The 17,989-nt window shown below is 58.7% G+C and carries 16 protein-coding genes; 3 read left to right on the top strand and 13 right to left on the bottom strand.

Annotation, left to right across the window (positions count from 1 at the left end; all coding sequences use genetic code 11):
- Nucleotides 1-21: 21 nt before the first annotated feature.
- Together FF80_RS12565 and FF80_RS12560 are read right to left on the bottom strand one after the other, a co-directional pair.
- On the bottom strand, nucleotides 22-1,311 hold the full coding sequence (locus tag FF80_RS12565; RefSeq protein ID WP_035100899.1) for an ABC transporter substrate-binding protein: 1,290 nt from the start codon (nucleotides 1,309-1,311) through the stop codon (nucleotides 22-24).
- A gap of 14 nt (nucleotides 1,312-1,325) precedes the next feature.
- Complete coding sequence (locus FF80_RS12560) at nucleotides 1,326-2,198, bottom strand: metallophosphoesterase (protein ID WP_035100896.1); 873 nt, start codon at nucleotides 2,196-2,198, stop codon at nucleotides 1,326-1,328.
- A 151-nt stretch (nucleotides 2,199-2,349) separates the two neighbouring features.
- On the opposite strand from FF80_RS12560, the gene FF80_RS12555 reads away from it, so the two are divergent.
- The gene (locus FF80_RS12555; RefSeq protein WP_035100895.1) at nucleotides 2,350-2,919 is read left to right on the top strand and encodes a TetR/AcrR family transcriptional regulator; all 570 of its coding nucleotides are present in this window, start codon (nucleotides 2,350-2,352) and stop codon (nucleotides 2,917-2,919) included.
- A 5-nt stretch (nucleotides 2,920-2,924) separates the two neighbouring features.
- Here the strand turns inward: FF80_RS12555 and FF80_RS12550 are convergent, their stop codons facing one another.
- The 8 genes from FF80_RS12550 to FF80_RS12515 form a co-directional block, all read right to left on the bottom strand.
- The gene (locus tag FF80_RS12550) at nucleotides 2,925-3,659 is read right to left on the bottom strand and encodes a tyrosine-protein phosphatase (RefSeq protein ID WP_035100892.1); all 735 of its coding nucleotides are present in this window, start codon (nucleotides 3,657-3,659) and stop codon (nucleotides 2,925-2,927) included.
- A 55-nt stretch (nucleotides 3,660-3,714) separates the two neighbouring features.
- A complete protein-coding gene (locus FF80_RS12545) occupies nucleotides 3,715-5,013 on the bottom strand; it encodes an ABC transporter substrate-binding protein (protein WP_035100889.1) in 1,299 nt (432 codons plus the stop codon).
- A gap of 22 nt (nucleotides 5,014-5,035) precedes the next feature.
- Entirely contained in the window at nucleotides 5,036-5,890 is an 855-nt protein-coding gene (locus FF80_RS12540) for a metallophosphoesterase (RefSeq protein WP_035100887.1), read from the bottom strand.
- Between the two features lie 45 nt (nucleotides 5,891-5,935).
- Nucleotides 5,936-6,616 carry a TetR/AcrR family transcriptional regulator gene (locus tag FF80_RS12535; protein WP_052153492.1) on the bottom strand — a complete coding sequence of 227 codons (681 nt, stop codon included), beginning with the start codon at nucleotides 6,614-6,616 and terminating at the stop codon, nucleotides 5,936-5,938.
- A 295-nt stretch (nucleotides 6,617-6,911) separates the two neighbouring features.
- On the bottom strand, nucleotides 6,912-8,717 hold the full coding sequence (locus FF80_RS12530; RefSeq protein ID WP_035100885.1) for a TniQ family protein: 1,806 nt from the start codon (nucleotides 8,715-8,717) through the stop codon (nucleotides 6,912-6,914).
- Nucleotides 8,717-9,745: an ATP-binding protein gene (locus tag FF80_RS12525; RefSeq protein WP_035100883.1), complete on the bottom strand. Its 1,029-nt coding sequence runs from the start codon at nucleotides 9,743-9,745 to the stop codon at nucleotides 8,717-8,719. Before FF80_RS12525 ends, FF80_RS12530 begins: the two co-directional genes overlap by 1 nt.
- 4 nt (nucleotides 9,746-9,749) lie before the next feature.
- The gene (locus FF80_RS21925) at nucleotides 9,750-12,035 is read right to left on the bottom strand and encodes a hypothetical protein (protein ID WP_035100881.1); all 2,286 of its coding nucleotides are present in this window, start codon (nucleotides 12,033-12,035) and stop codon (nucleotides 9,750-9,752) included.
- The gene (locus tag FF80_RS12515; RefSeq protein ID WP_035100879.1) at nucleotides 12,032-12,787 is read right to left on the bottom strand and encodes a hypothetical protein; all 756 of its coding nucleotides are present in this window, start codon (nucleotides 12,785-12,787) and stop codon (nucleotides 12,032-12,034) included. The genes FF80_RS21925 and FF80_RS12515 overlap by 4 nt, the downstream gene beginning before the upstream one ends.
- A gap of 572 nt (nucleotides 12,788-13,359) precedes the next feature.
- On the opposite strand from FF80_RS12515, the gene FF80_RS12510 reads away from it, so the two are divergent.
- On the top strand, nucleotides 13,360-13,731 hold the full coding sequence (locus FF80_RS12510; protein WP_035100876.1) for a hypothetical protein: 372 nt from the start codon (nucleotides 13,360-13,362) through the stop codon (nucleotides 13,729-13,731).
- Between the two features lie 45 nt (nucleotides 13,732-13,776).
- Entirely contained in the window at nucleotides 13,777-14,583 is an 807-nt protein-coding gene (locus FF80_RS12505; protein WP_152558370.1) for a hypothetical protein, read from the top strand.
- A gap of 115 nt (nucleotides 14,584-14,698) precedes the next feature.
- Here FF80_RS12505 and FF80_RS12500 read toward each other — a convergent pair whose 3' ends face one another.
- The 3 genes from FF80_RS12500 to FF80_RS12490 all read right to left on the bottom strand — a co-directional run bounded on the left by FF80_RS12500 (nucleotide 14,699) and on the right by FF80_RS12490 (nucleotide 17,805).
- A complete protein-coding gene (locus tag FF80_RS12500; protein ID WP_052153491.1) occupies nucleotides 14,699-16,726 on the bottom strand; it encodes an AAA family ATPase in 2,028 nt (675 codons plus the stop codon).
- 39 nt (nucleotides 16,727-16,765) lie between these two features.
- Entirely contained in the window at nucleotides 16,766-17,062 is a 297-nt protein-coding gene (locus FF80_RS12495; RefSeq protein ID WP_052153490.1) for a DUF6634 family protein, read from the bottom strand.
- A 119-nt stretch (nucleotides 17,063-17,181) separates the two neighbouring features.
- Nucleotides 17,182-17,805 (bottom strand): hypothetical protein, encoded by a 624-nt coding sequence (locus tag FF80_RS12490; protein WP_035100871.1) that lies wholly within the window; start codon nucleotides 17,803-17,805, stop codon nucleotides 17,182-17,184.
- Nucleotides 17,806-17,989: the final 184 nt, after the last annotated feature.

The following is a 17,989-nucleotide window of genomic DNA, read 5'->3' as shown; positions in this document are numbered from 1 at the left end:
CCCGTAGGGCGAGCCAAAGGGTCAGGGCATCAGCGCCTGGGCGTTGGCCTGAGCGTCGGCCAGCGTGGTCGCAACATCGGCGCCGCCGAAGATCGACATTTCCACCGCATCCATCATCGTTTTGACGATCTGCCGATAATTCGCGCCCGGCATCGGGTCCCAGGGCTCGAGACGGTCAAGCTGCTCGAGATTAGGCGCGACCAGCGGATGGTCGGCGATCCAGCCGGCCAGGTATTTGGGATCGGTGACGATGGCGGGACGCAGCGGCAGATAGCCGATCTCCGAGGTAATGATCGTATAGCCATGCTCGGACGTCAGAAACTTCATCAGCTCCCAGGCGGCGCGTTGCTTGAGTGGATCGGTGGTGTGGATGGTCAAGGCTGAGCCCGAATTATTCGGGCGGGTCGGCTTGTCGGCGAAGCGGGGCATGGTGGACGAGCGCAGCTCGTAATTGCCGTTGGCTCCGGCCACCAGCGAGCCCTGGAGCGCGCTAGTCTGCAAATACATGGCCAGATTGCCCGAAGCCATACCATCGACGGCACCGGCAAAGTCGTAATTCTCGTAGACCCCGGCGTCGTAGAGATCACGCAACATGGCGACGGCCTCAATCGCTTCCGGCTCGGCGAATTTGAGCGTCTTTCGGTCGCGCGAAATCACTTCGCCATTGTTGGAGCGAACGACGCCCTGGAACAGCCAGTCGACTGCGCTGGGACCGGTAATACCTGCGGTGAAGCCTTCGGCGTCGGTCTTTTCCTCGACGGCAAGGGCGGCCGATTTGACGTCTGCCCAGGTCTTGGGCGGATTGTCCGGGTCCAGGCCCGCCGCGCGGAAGAGATCGGCGTTGTAGAACAGCACCGGCGTCGAGAACGTATAGGCCAGACCATAGGTCTTGCCATTCAAGACGCCCAGCTTGGTGCCATTGGGATGCATGCCTTGCAGATGCGTTGCGATTTCTCCGGCGGGAACAATGTCTTCCAGCGCCTGAGCGCCGAAATTGGTGACCGAGAAGTCGAGATCGCTGAACACGGTCTGGACCACGTCGACCGGCAGGCCGGCGGCAAGGTCGGCCTGGATGCGGCTGCCATCGGCGCTGCCATAGGGCACGCCAGTCACAGTGACGTTGGGATTGGCAGCCATGAATTCGTTGATCAGCTTCTGCGTGGCTTCGGCGCCCAGACCCGCCGCGGCGAGATTGTAATTGTAGAAAGTGATAGTGACTGGCTGCTCGATGCTGGGCGCCATGGTTTGGGCGAGCGCAGGAACGGCCGTGGAGAGCGCCAGCAGGCAGGCAAGGATACTTGTGCGGAGCATGGTGTTGGTTCCTGTCACTCAGCGGCGGCGGCCGGAGCGGCTTCGTATTTCTTCAGCATCTCGGCCATGCCGGAAAAGCTGAAGCTATGCAGTTCGCGGCGGGTGGCCGGCTGCGGTGCGAAGGTGATGGAAAGACCCGAGGGCCGGACGGTGCCGATGGCGAAAGCAGCGCCTTCGAGCATGCGCAGGCCTTCATGCAGCCAGAGCACGTCGGTGGCGGCATGCTGGCCAATGCCGACGACGGCTGGGATGCCATACCAATTGGAGACGCGGTCATAATGGATATGGCCTGACAGGATGCCGATGACGTTCTTGCCGGCAACGAGCTGACGCAGCGCCTCGGTATCGACATAGGACAGGGATTCCCATTCCATATCCGGATTGTGCATATCGAGCGCGGGGGCGTGATGCATGACCAAGAGCTTAGGCAGCTCGGGGTGGTTCTCGATCTCGGCCCTGAGCCAATCGAGCTGGCCCGGCTCGAACGCGCCGCCAACCTTGTTGGGCAGACTGGAGTCGAGAGTGATGACATGAATGCCGGCAATGACAGCGGCATGGTCATAGGGCGCATCGACATTATCGGTGCGGCCAAGCATGGCTGGGTAGAAGCCGTCGCGGCGGTCGTGATTGCCCAGTGCATAGAGGATCGGCATGTCGAGGCCGGATTCAGCAATCAGCGCCTTGAGGTTTTCGTAGCTGCCTGCATCGCCGCGATTGGTCAGATCGCCACTGACCACGATGAATTTGGGTTGCGGCACCAGCGTCTTGATGTCTGCCAGAATGGTGCGCAGCGTCGTTGTGGTGTCGGAATAAAGATGATCATCCGGGACGGCCGGATTGCCGACATGCAGGTCAGTAAGATGGATGAAGGTGACGGGTTCGGACACGAGCGCTCTCCTTGCTCTGGCGGGGGCCAAAACGGCAAAATTCCCGCTGTAACTATTTGTTGCGACTTAGTTTTCCTAAAAACGTCTTGTGTGGCGCCGCCGATACGGTTACCGTCTCAGCATGACAGGTGAATGAAGGTTCATTCAGTTTATGGATATTGTCCTCGACAAGCGTGAGCGCATCCTGGCGGCGGCCGCCCGGCTCATCGTCCGCAATGGCTTGCAGTGTTCCATGGCCGCCATTGCCGAAGAGGCAAATGTGGCCACCGGCTCGCTCTACAATTACTTCGACTCCAAGGAAGCGCTGGTGCTGGGCGTCTATACGCGCGTCACCGAATTGATGACCGAACGTCTGGTGACTCCGCCCGATCCCGCCAGCAGTGGCGAAGAGCCGGTACAACGCTATATCGAGAGCTATATCGACTTCATCTGGGAGGATGCTGATCGCGCGGTTCTGTTCGACTATCTCGACAATAACCCGCTCATCACGCTGAGCGATGCCAGGACGATTTTTAGTGCTTTCGTCGAGCACGGCATCGCCATGGTCGAGGCCGCTCAGGCGGCAGGCGTGGTCCGTGCTGGTCCTCCCACCATGATCATGAGCTTTGTACGCGGCTCCATCCGCAACACGCTCAAGCGTCGGCGCATGACCGAGACCACGCTGAGCGCCACCGACCGGCAATTGGTGGCGGCCATGTGCTGGGCCGCCATCGCCGCTTGAGACGATCAGCCGCATAACCGGTCGGCCAGCAATGCCACCTCGGTTTGGGACAGGCCTATGCCGGCCAGATAGGCCTCGATACCGCCATGGGCGGTGTGGAGATGGTCGAGCATGTTTTGCATGGTCGATGCATCGCTGGCGAGCACACGCTCGACATGTTCGGGCCGGCCACCGGCCGAAAGAGCCCGTTGGCGCAATTGGCCGATCAGGCCATCTGCCGCTGCGGTAAGGGTATAATCGGCGACGATATCTGCTTGATCGACGCCTGCGGCCAGCAGCAGGAGCGCGGCAATAATACCGGTGCGATCCTTGCCGGCCGTGCAATGGAACAGGACAATTCCCTGCGGCGCGGCAATGATGGCGCGCAGTACTTCGGCCAATTGCGCGCCGCACTTGTCCAGGGCGTCGCAATAGCGTCGCGCCATATCGAACGGCGTCTCGCTCATGGCGATTGGGTCCAGGGCGTCAAACAACGCGATATTGCGATAGGCAACTATGGTGTGTTCGCGAAATGGGTGCGCGGTTACCTTGGTCTCATGGGGACCACGCAGGTCGATGACCAGGCTCAGGCCATTATCGATGAGCTTGGCGACGCTGTCGTCAAGCAGGGGATGCAGGGCCTCGCCGCGCAGGATGCGGCCCCATTGCGTGGTGCCGCCATTGCCGCGGGCATAGCCGCCCAGGTCACGGATATTGCAGGTCTCCGGCAAGGGCCAGTGACGTGTCGCTGCCATGGTCATGGCTGCCTCCAGTCTCAAGAAATGGGCGCGGCGGCTTGGCCGCGCCCGGCAGGGATCAGGGCATCAAGCTCTGGGCATTGTCCTGGGCAAGGCTCAGCACTTCGATGACATCGCCATCACCGAGTACGGCTTCGACGACGGATTCCTTCATCATCGCTTCGGCTTGGCGGTAGTTGGGACCTGGGAAAGCAATATTGGGGGTGAGGCGCGACAATTGTTCCAGGTTCGGGCGGATCAGCGGATGGCTCTGGGTCCACGGACCAAGGAATTCCGGATCGTCCACGATGTCGAGGCGCAGCGGCAGATAACCGATCTTGCTGGTAATAATCGTGTAGCCGTGTTTCGAGGTAAGGAACTTCATCAGTTCGTAGGCTGCCCGCTGTTTGACCGGATCCTTGGAGAAGGCATAGAGCGCACTGCCCGAATTGGTCGGCGCAGTCGGCTTGTCCCCAAAGCTCGGCATGGCGGCCACGCGGAGCTCCCAATTGCCCTGCGAAGCCGCGGACAGGCTGTTTTGTATGGCGCTGGTATAGAGGAACATGCCGAGCTGGCCTGCGGCCATGGCTTCGCTCGGATTGGTGAGGTCCAACCGGGCATGAGCACCGCTACCCACCATGTCCCGCAGCATCTGCACGGCCTCGATGCCCTCGGGATCGGCAAAGGTCAGCGTGTTTCCATCGCGGACCTTGCCGCCATTGGACATCAGGATTGCCTGGTAGACGAAGGTGCCGTCGGCTGGACCATAGGCGCCGGGGAAGAAGCCTTCCGCATCGGTCTTTTCGACGATGGCTTCGGCAGCGGCCTTCACTTCGGCCCAGGTCTTGGGCGGATTTTCAGGATCGAGACCGGCTTGGCGGAATAGGTCGGCATTGTAGAACAGTACCGGCGTCGAGAATGTATAGGCCAGTCCATAGGTCTTGCCGTCGATCCTGCCGAGGTCGACGCCGCGGGGGATCAGACCGTCCGTAAGCTCGGCATAGCCTTCAGCGCCGGCCATGTCTTCCAGCGCGTTGGCGCCCAGATCGCTGGCAATGTAGTAGAGGTCGCGGAACACCAGTTGAGCCACATCCGGCTGAAGGCCTGCGGCCATATCGGCCTGGAGCCGCGTGACGATTTCGTTGGATGGCACGCCGACGGTCTCGACCTTGATGTTGGGGTTTTCTGCCTCGAATTTCGCCAGCAACTCGCGCGTGGCGTCGGCGCCGGCGCTCGCAGTGGCCAGGTTGTAATTGTAGAAGCTGATGGTCACCGGTTCGGTGATGGCATCGGCCATTTGGGCGAAGGCCACGCCGGAAAGGGCGGTGAAGCCCAGGCTGGCAGCAGCCAGTAGCTTGAGGAAATTGCGTTTGATCATGGCGATTGTCCTTGGGGAGGGATCAGCTTGCAGCGGCTTCGGCTAGAGCCGTTTCCTGCTTTTGCCGGAGCAGTTTGAGGTCATAGCGGTTGAGTTCCGCACGGGTCTGGGGCAGGGGCACCAGCGCCATGGTGAGGCCGGAGCGGCGGATGGTGCCGATACCGAACGAAGCGCCTTCCACCATGCGCAGTACATCAGAGGTCAAGATGTCGGTGGCCGCGTGCTGGCCCATGCCGACAATGACGGGAATGCCGTGCCACAGCGAGAAACGGTCATGGTGGATATGGCCGGAAAGAATGCCCAATACATTGCGACCCTTGAGCAGTTCGGCCAGCTTCTGCGACTGGTTGAACTCGATGGTGCGCCAATGATCCCAGGGCGGGGTATCGCCGAGCGCTGGAGCATGGTGCGCCACGATCAGCTTGGGCAGGTGGGGATTGGCGTCGAGTGCCGCTTCCAGCCAGGCGAATTGTTCCGGCTCGATGGAACCGCCGATCTGGCCGGGAATGGTGGTGTCGAGCGTTATGATATGCACGCCCGCAATCACCTGCTCATGATCGTACGGCATATCGAGATCGACGTTTCGATCCAGCATGCCTTGATAAAAGCCGGGGCGGGTGTCGTGATTGCCCAGCGCACAGACCACTGGCAGGTCGGTGGCCGACATGATCGAGCGGAGCTGGCGATAGCTGTCGGCATCACCGCGATTGGTCAGGTCGCCGCTGGCGACGATGAATTTTGGCGGCTGCTCCATCGTGCCGATAAGCTCAAGCACCCGGGTCAGCGTCGCCGCGGTGTCACTGAACAGGTGATCGTCGGCAACCGCCGGGTTGCCGACATGCAGGTCGGTGATGTGGATGAAAGTGGTTTCGCCCATGGGCCGTGCTCCCTTTGCTGGAACACGACCTATGCCCGTCCCGTCTCAGTGACGTGACGAGTTTGGAACAGCGTTTGAATGTGTTGGGGGCGAGGTGAACATGGGCGCTGTCGCAGCCACAACCTGGGCCAGCACGACATTGGGATCGCTCAGGTCGAGCCTGTGATCGGTCAGCTCATCCGTCCGCTGCCGGCTGCGCGTCATCTGCGAGCGCACACCCAAAAGGCACGAGATGCGAAAGCCAATGTCCACGTCGCTTAGCCAGGGCGCGATCTTGCGAAAATGCGGGATGAACAGGCGATGGTGGTCGATATCCTCGATCATCGGCCGGAAAATCTCGGGGTGATCGCTCGATTGGGCAATCGTGGTCATATGCCGGAGTACGCTATAGCTCGAGCGTGGATCCAGGCTCCAGCGGATCGAGGGACCGATCAGCGCAACGATAATGTCCTCGACCGGTGCAGGTGCGGGGTGCGCGCGCTGTATTGCGGCCTGCAGCAAGGCCAGACGCTCGGCATTGAGCCTGAGATAGACGCGTTCGGCGGCCGAAAAGATCAACTGCTCAACACTGCCGAAATGATAGCTGACCGCGCCAATACTGGTGCCCGCGCGCTGCGCTATGCTGCGTACGGTCACCACTTCCGGGTGAGTTGCCGTCCTGAGCAAATCCTCGCAGGCACTGCGAAGCCGGTCAGGTGTCGTGCTTTTAGCCGTGTTGCGCTGCATGAAGGCACTATGCCTTGGCCCCGTGACGGCACGGTGACCCTCTAGCCCAAGTGCTGAGCCTGCGGTTTGCGAAGTTCAGACGCATAGGGCTCACAAGTGTGCCGTACCCCACAGTTCAGGTGTTGGAGCGACGCCTAAGTAGTTGAAAAACAAGGTTGTGGCTTCGATCAATTCCAAAGCGTCTTCGTATTCCAGAGCCCATAGGTTTGGCATTGGCCGCACGATAGATCTGGCATCCTCGGATGCGGGGCAAAAAAATACCCCCGGAGGCGATCCGGGGGGTGGTGTGGTTGGTCTAAATCTCCGATCGTCGGAAAACCATGGCGCTGCATTCGAGCCAGTCGGGCAGCGGCAAAACTCCCCGTTTCTCGAGGGTCTGTCGCATCTGAACACGTTTTGATGCTGACGAGCCTTTCCCCGTCAATGTGCCTAAAGATACAAACCTTCGCTGCAGGGATTTGAGGTCAGAACCTGCTACGAAGCGAACCATCTGACCGGTGGTAGTGGCACCTACCGAGCATGGTATAAGGCCACGTATTATCGCTCTGTCAGTGGCAGATTGCGTGAGATTGAGATGGTGAGCCACTTCTTTCGCGCGATATTTCGCTTGATTTCTCTGTTGGGCCAAGGCCTCGCGCAGCTCGATCTCCGAAACTAGTAGGCGATTGAGACCATGCCTGCTCCGATCCCACCCTATTCGAAGTTGACCTGAGTGGGCCAAATCAAGAGCGTTCAGCACGCCATATTGCTGCGAGTACATCGTTTCAAAAAACGGGTTCATGCCGGCCTGGCGGGACTGCGGGACGGCCAATCTCTCAAGATTATCCAGAAAGTCTGTAATCATCAAAGCGTTGTACCGAGTGGCAGCCCCCAATCCGCCGAAGAGTGGCGGGAAGTGCGCCCCTTGAAGCACCCACCATGCGTTTTTGCTTACCCCTAACAGTTCCTGGGCTTGGAGCCCAGTGATCCCCTTTGACCATGCAGCAACTGCGGAAGCGAGTTCAGGTGCAGGAATCAGCAGTTTCGCGTCACCGATGTTTTCCGATTCTTCTGGTAACAAACCTTGATGTTTCGCAATGCCGCGAATGATCCTGATACTCACCCCGTAAGAATTGCGTGCCGACTGAAGCGAGTGCACCGCCGCTTTGTTTCTCGTCTGTCCAAGTATGGCCACCCCTGGGGAGACAGCTGTCGTTTCAAATATGTGGTCACGAACTATTGCCCTGACGGGCTCTAAGTCCGCGTCGGAATAAGCGAGCCACTCGTAAAACTGACCAAAGGCCCGCATGCGCGAATGGAGAGATCGTTTTCCAGGTGATGCATGCTGGAGCTGTTCGAGACACCGCCTGACGCTGACAACACCACCGCTGCAAACAGCGAAGCCAGCGTCGCCCGCTCGCGCCCAATCGTCTTCGGGCAGTGTTTGCAGGTTACGTCGGCTATCAAAAGCGAGGACAACCCCCAGCATCTCGCAGACTTTGGCCGCTAAACCGAATGGAAGTGTATCAAGCCACTCCAAGCCAGCGCGATGTCCCGCAAGACGGTTAGTCAGGTAGTGCTCCAATTTCGTCGCCGGGCGCATGCTGGTGTTTTCCGCAAGGATATTGATCCGGTCTAACTGATCGGCGATCTGCAGGTGAAAGTCGAACGTCTGGCGGTGGTTCAGTTTCAAATCGAGGTCGACAAGCCTCACATCATGGCGCGTGCAGGCGCGGATATGGGTCACCTCCCAGGCTAGCCGTTGGTACGTATCCAGGAGGCCGCCAAACCTGCCAACTGCGATATCATCCACCAGACAGCAGGGACAGACGATGACCCGCTGCCGGCTTAAGGTGTATTGACCAAGAACCTCCTGTCTTACCGCAAATTCCCGCAGTCCGACCCTTCGCATTGTGCCTGCGGTCAGCGTCGCGAGGTCGATGCCGCCGAGATCTGACATGGTCTTGATGACCGTATCCGACCCGCCGACGACATCCGGCCACTTAAGCCCAAGTTCATTCGCGAAATTGCGAGAGTTACCGGCAAAATTCCGGCAGGCGAGACCAGAGAAATAGGAAGTAAAGTTTTGCCCGGGGTGAAAAGGCACGGTGAGCGGCAACATCAATAGCGGGTCTCCTTCCGCTTCACATTTTTACGCTTGGGCCTTTTCGCGGTTTCGTCCGGGACCGATGTTTGAATTTCTGCCTTCCCGGGAACTATCTTCAAATAGTCAGAGGCCACAAAAATATTGAACTCTTCCGCGATGTCAGTGTTTCGATGGTAGGCGTGTGCCAAGTTCATGCGCGTAAGCGCCGCATTGCCGGCGCAAAGAGCTTCCTGGATACCGTCCAGCGCCCTCGCAAATGTAAGGCCGAGTTGCCCGCCGGCGGCGTGGATGAGGCGGAGGACGTCTTCGTCAGAAAGCTTGTTTTCCAAGCGTGCCGCCTCGCAATATTCGTTGATGGTCAAAACGACCTCGCCCCAGTCTTTGTCCAGGTCGACAGGGGGAATGGCGACTGATATCAGGCGCCGGTTGGTTTCCCCGGAGTTCATGCGTTGTTGGAGCTTTTCGGTGCCGGTCAGGATAACGATCATGGGGTGATCAGGCCGGTCCATGAGCCCCTTCAACATCGACAGGATTCGACCAGCCTCCAGAACGTTGGCACTCGTGAAGATGTCATGCGTTTCATCGAAGTGGATGACGCGTGTGTCGAGTGCCTTCGACAGTTGGGCCACGCGGGTCCAATAGTTTTTTCGGCTGTTGAACTCTTCAATCCTGGCTCCCAAGGCCAGAGCGGTATCGTAGCCAGCTGATTTAAGGTTGACTTGGCCGGTCAAGCGGAGACTTACGAATGGCCTATGCTCCACGCCCGCTTGGCACGCAACCCTGTCATCCTTTTCGATATACTTGCTCACCAGCCTGGATTTGCCGCTACCGGTTTGGCCAGTGATGACCATGCCCATCTTTTCTACCGTGCCGGGCGCAGCGACGTTTTGCCTTCGGTTGGCCAGCAAGGTAGTAAAGTTCTGCCGTATGCGAGCATCGACCTCGGTTGCGATCTGCTTTTGACGCAATGGTGCCATTGTTTCTACGACATCATAGACTTTGGCGTCGGGATAGTAAGGCAGGGACTCATAGGAAAGGCTCATAGGGTCACTCCATTGTCCAACGGCGCGTTTTGGCGCTGCCATGGACAGTGGTCGGCTGTTGAGATTCCTGCGGAAGAGACGTCGGCATCTCGTCGGCATCGCTAGCGCGCGTTGCCTGCGAATTGGACGGCGCCACATCGATGGGGGCGATGGTTTCGCCAATCTTGAGTACACTTTCCCCGTCAACCGGCTGTGCATATCGAACCCTCTTGAAGAGGCCCTCTTCAAGGTAGTCGAGGTCGGCCGCTGAATAGACGCGTGTAATGATCGAAGCTCGTTCGGCGGCCTGATTGTTCTTGTCGATAATCCGGCCGAGTGCGCGATAAGCGATCTCGCGTGATATCACTTGGCTGGCGCTAAATTGGCGGCGCACTTCGGCGGTGGCTTCGATCCAATCGCTAGCCCGCACCCCCTCCAGGCGCTGGTCGCGAGCAGGTAACGTGTACGCGACTTCCCCGATAATGATGGAGATCGCGCCCATGTTGGCGACGTCTACCCTTACCGAGCATTTCTCCGCGTTACGAACGCTGCGCAGGATGCGCAAGCCTTCCGGTGAATCATCGCGGTAGAAGTTGCCCAGCACCTCGACACCCTGTTCGGTCACCGCTCGCTTGAGAGGCACCCCAAATGCGGTGCGTCGTCCATGAGCGTCGCGCCATGGTCGAACATCGTAGTGTTCTTCTGCATATGCCCATGCCTGCTCCGGGGTCGCCCCTCCCAAACCTTCGTGGGGTGTCTGATGGTAGATATCGACAACCCAAGTAACGAGAATCCAAGCGAGCTCGTCCTCTGTAAGCGAGGCGTTAGCTTCGGAATCATAGTCGCCACGCTGCAACACATTGGACCAGGTCTTGCCCTTCAAACGCGCCATCAACTGCGTGGCGACCGTGCGGAACACGCGCTCGATGTAGGGGCGGAGGTAGGCGGCGCCGGCGATCGGGTTTTCGAAAGTCGCGCGTGCTTCGGTCACGGCATCGCGCATTTCGGCTGAAATAAATCCGCCATCCGCAACGACTGTGCAAAGTCCGGTCCGCTGGCTCCACTTCGTTTCGGCGCCGGCGGCATCGGAGATAGCGGATTTGTCCGACTCGACCATATCGAGCAAGGCAATGCCATTGGGCACGTCGGGTGATCGGGACAAGCGCATCGCCAGGATGACACGCGTTGCGCTGTCGATAGCAACTGTAAGCCAAAGCCGCTCGCGCTTGATTTTTTTGCGCTGCTCGTGGTTCAGGCCGCTCCATGCCCCGGAGAGGATCAGCAGCGTCACCAAGTCGGTTTTATATGCGTCAATTTCGATGCGTTGGCCGTTAACTTGGTACCTAATCGTGTCCTGAACCCAGCCCCATTTCGCTTTGACTATGCCCGCATCAAGGCGGCAAAAATCGGCGAAATAAGGATCAATCTGACCAATGACCTTATTGATGGCCCCAATGCCTACCTTGGTCAGCAGTGGCTCGCGAGAGACCTTCCTGACCTCATTTTCCCGCTGGATGGCAGTATTTACGTTTTCGAGGAACCGCTTTGCGGAGATCGCTTCTTTGGTTAGATAAGTGGGCAATTGTTCGGTAATGATTGCCTGTACGTCGTCCGCCAGCTTGGGACCGTGATTTCCCGACTTTGCATATTGAGGCTTGAGGCTTTCCCAATTTCCCCCGGACGCCTCGTAACGCGACAGCCAATCAAGCAGGGTGCTTCCGCTTGGTTCATCGATCGCGGTAAATGACTCCTGGCCATCCACGATCTTTGGCTGGCCATGACGTCGCTTGCGTTTTGGGACTACTTCGGCCTCTTCCGTCAGCTCTATAACGTGGTCGTCAGTGAGGACGAATTTGCCTTCGCGATCCACTTTGGGTTGGAGGAACGTGGCGGCGTCATTGGCGCTGTTCCTGGTCCTGTAAAAACGCCTACCGCCTGTCAGCTTTACCGCCGCAACCCATTGGGGGGATTCCAAGACGACCTGCTTGGAATTGAGGTATTGGCTTGCGGCCAAAAGAGCGATGAAGCCCTCCACATACTTCAGCCGACGGCGCACTTCCTTTTGCAGTAGGGGATGAAGGGCGGCGAGCGTCGGGCGCGCGACTGTCGAAAGGGGCGTGGTTTCCGAAGTCTTGTATGCAAAGCCATTTGTATCGAGCAGGGCGGCAAGATCCCGCTTCTGGAATTGCTGTTCCAGCTTCGGAAAGCCAACAGGATACGCAAGGCAGGCGTCGCCGGCGGCGGCGGAGACAAAAAAGGTTTTCTCGCCAAGTTGGAACTCGTCACCGACAGCGACACGAAGCTTTGTCATGCGGCGATATCCCGGGCAATCAGTGTGGTGTAGTCGTCGATACGACCGCGAACGACTGCAACACGATGATGGGCACACATGCGCACGAGCGAGCGCCAACCACGACCTTTCAGCCCTGAGGCTGCGACGATCGCCGCTACTGTCGTGACGCCCTCCAGCGAACTGACCAAGCCCAATAGCACTTCGTCTGCTTCCTGATCGTGTTCCCACCGCAGGAAATGGAAAAGCTCTGCGTTAAAAGCGCGAGTGCGCGAAAACGCACCTTCGACCACCAGGTCGACGGTGTCGGCGAAATCTCCCATCTGAGATGCGAGCAAACCTAGTGTTGCGCGGAAGTTCAGGCGATCCGTGCTGCTCTGCAACTTGCAGGCTATGGCGTGGTCCTCGCCATCGATCGTCGCCACAAAGTCGAAGACGTGGTCGTGGTGCACACCGTCTTCATCGACGTATCCAGGCGAACGAACCTGCTCACGAAGATCAGTGAGCTTGGGGTGGGACAGCAAGAGATATGCCGTCATCATCTCGTGCCGGCTTTCGAAACTGATGGTTTGCCAGCGATCCCCAATCCACGCGACGATCGCACCCACGAACGAGCCGCGGTTCGTGCCCGTGAGGGCGATACTACGATCACCGCGCGACTTGGCAGTGACGAGATATGTATGCGACGTATCTTCGGGAGGGAACGAAAACGGCGGCGCAATGATCGGCACCGTGGCGGCGACGTTGTCATCGGAAAAAACTTTTTGGGCCAATAGATGTCTCCTTGGCCGTGGCGCAGCGTCTGGATGCTTGACACACAGGTCCGCTTCCGGAAAACTGCAATCACAGCCCGAACAGGTTGTTTAGGTTTCGATTCAGAAGGTTGTGTCCAAACTTGCTTCTGGATCTTGATTGAATGAGACGCCCGGGCCTCGAACCCGGGTGTTTCCTTTTGAGGCTACGGTTCTCTTGGTCCCGATGTGGACGACGTCAAAATTGGACGTGCGTACCAGCAGGGCCAGTCGATTGATCTCCTTCTTCGATGCTTCGGCGACCCCCCCATCTGGGGGCGGACCTCGCCGCTTATGCGCCGATTATAGGATCGTTTTCCAAGAAATTCAACTAACCCATTGATAAACATCATGAAATTGAACGATCGCTCCGCGGCGGAGCGACCTGCCGACTTCTAGTTTCCGCTACAGAGCAGGAATCCTCAGAGCCGATGGTCTTTGGCTCCTAGCTCTCGCTCCGAGCCGGAGCGACGGGCGCGGTTAAACGCAAGGACGTCGTTTGTTGCTTGCCAATGCCTGCTGGATCTTGGCGCAGGAACGGAGTTCAAAATCCCATGCTTTTCGAATCGCTCTGCAATGAAGCCGCGGAAGAAACCAGGAAACATCTCGATGAAATTCGGCGAACGGAAGCGCTCGACCACGACATCTCGCCGGCCGAAGTCGAGATCAATTCCGTCTATGCGGAGGAAGTGATGATCCGGTGTGCTTATGCCGCGATGAAGCGCCTAAATCTCGGTGACCTTGAGATCCTGTTTGAGGAAAGTCCGGCAATCCGCTCTGGATGCTATGCCGCCATTCGGGAGGCGATAAACCAGGCTATAGTTGGCAAAATTGCCGGCGCAGCGATGGAATTTTCTGAGACGGATCATTCGCCGCAAGGAAACGAAGAAGACCAACAATCCACTCCTTCGTTTAGGTTTAGGTAGGCTCTGACATTCACAAGGACAGGGGAACTATCCTTGGAGGATTTTTTGGCTCTGTCCGTCCCAGAATTTTGGCCAGTAGACCGCGAGATGTCGGCTGCAGAAACCATCTTCCGCCTCACCTCGAATGAAGATGGAGAGAGCAAGGGATCGGTCTTTGTCGGGAAGCTCGACCTGTCGAAGACCACTGACAACCGAGCCGCCCTTCAGGATTTGACCCTGCTGGGTCACTACATGGACTACATGGAGGCCTGCCGGAGGAGCAACCCCGCGGTGCGGCCATCGTTCGGGTCCTTTCCTCGGTTCTTTGGCCAAAAACCGGAACGCATGCGCTTCCGCCAGGAACTGAGTAGTGGCGCTCTCAGCCATGCGTTTAACCGCATCGAGAGGCAATTTCTCGTCACGCTCTTTCACCGGTCGTACGGTAACAATCATTCCAACCTCGGGATGGTTGAAATGGGTGCAGGACGGCTCCGGGTTGATGTTCCGATCAAGCGAGAGACCGACAGGCCGACCCCGAGCGGATTGGCATATGGCCGGATCGGTCAGATCGTTCTCAGGCTACAGGAGCTCGGTGACAAAACCGGTGGCGGCAAGGATTTCCAGGCATATCTTGATCAAGTCCTGGCGACCGTGACGGCGGTCTCGGAAACCGAGCGACGACTGGCTGAGATTTCCGACCCAAGATCGTTTCTCCAGAAGCAGGCCGCTTTGTCTGTGGCCAGAGAGATGGCGGATCCCTCAGCAACCCCTGAGCCGCCGATAGCCATTGGTAAGGTGATCAGGTCGCCGAAACCAAAGGTCAAACGCGGCCAATCACGGACGCTGGGGCTCCGGCGGGGGGCGAAAAAGTAGAAGCACCCGTTGGCAATATGCTGGTCCCTGGCTGGTAGCATCTCACCGACCTCCGGCCATTTGATTTGGTGATGCGCTCGGTTAGGCAATAGGCACGCCAAGCCAACTTCCATTCTTACGCAGCAGCAGCTACATCAGAGGGAGGGACAGACAACGCCTGTAGCTCAGACCCGGAGACATAACCCATCCGGTCCAAATGCTGGGCGATCGTGTTTAGCTCCAGCTTTCTGACCTCGAGAACCTGCCGAGCCAAATCCATGGCGTTGTCGAGCCTTTCCTTTACCGCCGCCAAAACCTGCGGCATCATCACCAGTGTGCTGGGATGCTCGATGCGCATGTGAACAAGACCCAGGGTCTTGCCGAAGCCGAAGGTACTTTCGGCCTTGATCGCCAAGTCGGTCGCCCGCTCCAGGTCGCTGTTGCCGTCCGTACCGCCGCTCCCGCCGCCGGCGGTGCCGATCGCGAGCTCTTCGGCTGCCCGACCTGCCAGAAAGAAGGCTATGGTGCGCGTCAACTCGACTTCATTGAGATCCAACGACTGGTCAAAGTCGACCTCGGTCCGACCGCCGCTCGGCACAATCGCCATTGCCCTTACCGTCCCGATCTTGAAGAACCTGGCCAACACCGCGTGTCCTGCTTCATGGACAGCCACACGCGTCCGGACTTCCGGCGACATTGACGGTGCGTCGCCGCGAATCTCCGAGAGCAGGTGATCCATCGACAACTCGACATCCTGGCGTCGCGCGATCGCCTTCGCCCGCATGACCCATTTTGTCACATCGGCGCCGGTGGCGCCCGTTGCGGCCAAGGCGAGGGGCATCAAGTCCATCTGCGGCAGGCAGTCGGCTCCGAGGCAATAGCGAAAGATATTTGCCAGATCGGGATGATCGGGCCTCTGCAGGGTAATGATCTTGTCGATGCGGCCAGATCTAAGCAGAGCGCTGTCGATTTTCTCTGGGTGATTTGTCGTCGTGACAATAACTGTCCCTTCGAGATCGCTCTCATTGGAAAGCAGCTCAAGAAGCTGATTTACGATTTGGGTCCAGTATTCGATGTAGTCCCCGGACAGGCGGTTTCGGGCGCCGATGCCTTCAAATTCATCTATCAGGAGGACCGACGGCCGATTCCGTCGGGCCTCCGCAAAAGCACCTCGCATGGCTTGGAGGGTCGCCCCGAGATGAGGCCCGGCGTTCCAGTCGGCTACGCTGGTCGCCACGAGATGAGCACCCATCGAACGCGCAAGCGCTCGGGCGAAGCTCGTCTTTCCCAGACCCGGCTCGGAAGACAGCAGGATACTGCGGTTCGAGACATCCGCCCACTTCAGACGGCCAGCCTTGAATTCCTTGATATCGTCCACGAGCTCAAGGCCCCACGTGGCGGCCTCGCCGTATCCATGCAGTTGCTCCAACCTTGGGCCGCCGCCGGCGAACTGCGCCTTTCCCGAAACCAAGTCCGCCAACCGGCGCAGGCACTCTGCCGGGGTTTTACCTGGCCGGATAGCTAGGCTCAGATCACCGATTTCTGCAGCGCGGATCACCATCTCGTCGATGGTGCCAGCATACTTCTGGCCCGTCATTGCTTCGAGCAAGAGGCGGATCGCCCAAGCGTCGATCGACGGCAGGGTGATGCGGACTTCCACAGTCCGCATCAGTGCCGACGGCAAATGGCGGGATGGGGCGGTCGAGATGCCAACGACCGGACCACCACGCCCCAGGGCTTTGTGGATCAACGTGTTCCCGCGGTCTGGAGTGTGCGACTTCTCGGAGCCGTCTTGAGACAGAATGGTCTTTTTCGAGCCCTTGGGTGTCGCGCATGTGGTGATGACGTCATCCACCAAGTCGACCCATTCCGCATGAATGGTCTCGATGACGAGGATGACATCCTCCCCACGGTGGAGTCGTCCCGGTAGCAATGGCTCGGTTGCAATACAGCGCGCCGTAAGGATAGCCGCCAGGGTCTGATCGACCCGGAGTCGATCGGTATCCGCGGTCGGAACGACGTCCTGCAGCCCGAGGAGCGTATCGAGCGTGGTGTCGGTTGACCGGTTCATCGGGTGTAGTGAGGCGCCATTCGCCAAAGCCAACGCATCGACATATACGCGTGCCAAAGCCTCGGCCGCTGTGAGGGCTTCGTTTTCTTTCATTCCAGGCTCCGTCTCAGGATGGAAGGGAAACGACTAGTGTCAGGGGGCCTTGGCGCCGAGCAGGTAAAACCGTGAAAGGGTGCGTGCCCAGCGGCGGCTGGGGTCGATGATCATCAGTTCGGACGAGTGGAGCGTTCCGTCTTCGATTTTGGGATGGCCGGACACTATACCCGTCAGTGCGGGGGCCCTTCGTGTCATGCCAAGGTTCCAATTCTCCAGCAGCGGCGCGACATCCAGGTCCTGAGGCATAGGCGCGCCATGGGCCAGCAACTTGGCGATGTCGAGGGCAAGGCTGGTTATCAAATGCGGCTTAACCAGAAAGTCGAGTTCACTCATGGCGCATCTCCATGTTTCGCCAGTCCGGCCGCCGGCGAATTGCCGCGCAGCTCAGGAATGAAGGATTGAAATTGGGAGCGAGCGGGGCGGTGGATTATCAGCGCATCACCGGCGAGTGCTCAAGCGATCGTCGTATCGGCCAAGCATACCACACTGTGAGGCGTAAGGTCGCCAGATGCGGTCATCTTGAGGACGCCCAAGGCGACCATGTGCAGGACGGCGGAAAAGGGCTCCGGGTGGACGATCGCGCACGCGCAATCCATGATGGAGCTCTGCCCGCCTGCCTCGATCATATGGACAAGGATTGCCATGCGATCTTCGAGACCCACAGTGACCCCGAATGCTTCTTCGATTGCCCGGGCGACACTCAGGCGCGGCTCGCGCTGGATCGCGGACTCCGGGACAAGGATGCATGCCCTGGCGGCCGCATTTGCCATGTCCTTGAGCTCGATTAGGTCGAACTTGCGGGAATGCCAGATGTTGGAAGGCACGCAGATCATGGTGTGCCGCTTTGCGCCGATTGAGATGCGAAGGATTGCCAGATCGTCATGGGAGAATCCCTTCGCGCGGGCAAGGCTCTCGGTCAGATCGTCGGCGCCGACATAGTCAGCCCTGGGATGGGCGGACACCAGGCTGGCGGCGTTTCTGTGCAAACGCCGCACGACGAAACTTCGATCGACAGCTTCGGGCCTGTTGAAATTCTGGGCGAACGGGCGCGGCCCGCGTTTTGCAGCAAGAGACATCAGAAGAGGCTCCGGTTGGCGACGGACTGTCGCGTCAACGATGGATATGTTAGATTTTCTCTCTACCGGCGGAATGCCGCCAGCGTCTTCAGCGAGATGGCGCGGTCAAAACCACGCTGAGAAGCGCCTTAGGGAAGGTGGCCGCCTCACAAGCTGCATCAAAACACAAATCGGGCAAAATTTC

The sequence above is a fragment of the Devosia sp. LC5 genome (assembly GCF_000735585.1).
In the GTDB taxonomy this organism is placed as follows: domain Bacteria; phylum Pseudomonadota; class Alphaproteobacteria; order Rhizobiales; family Devosiaceae; genus Devosia.
The sequence above is the reverse complement of the archived record's forward strand: the minus strand, read 5'-3'. Positions and strand labels throughout refer to the sequence as shown.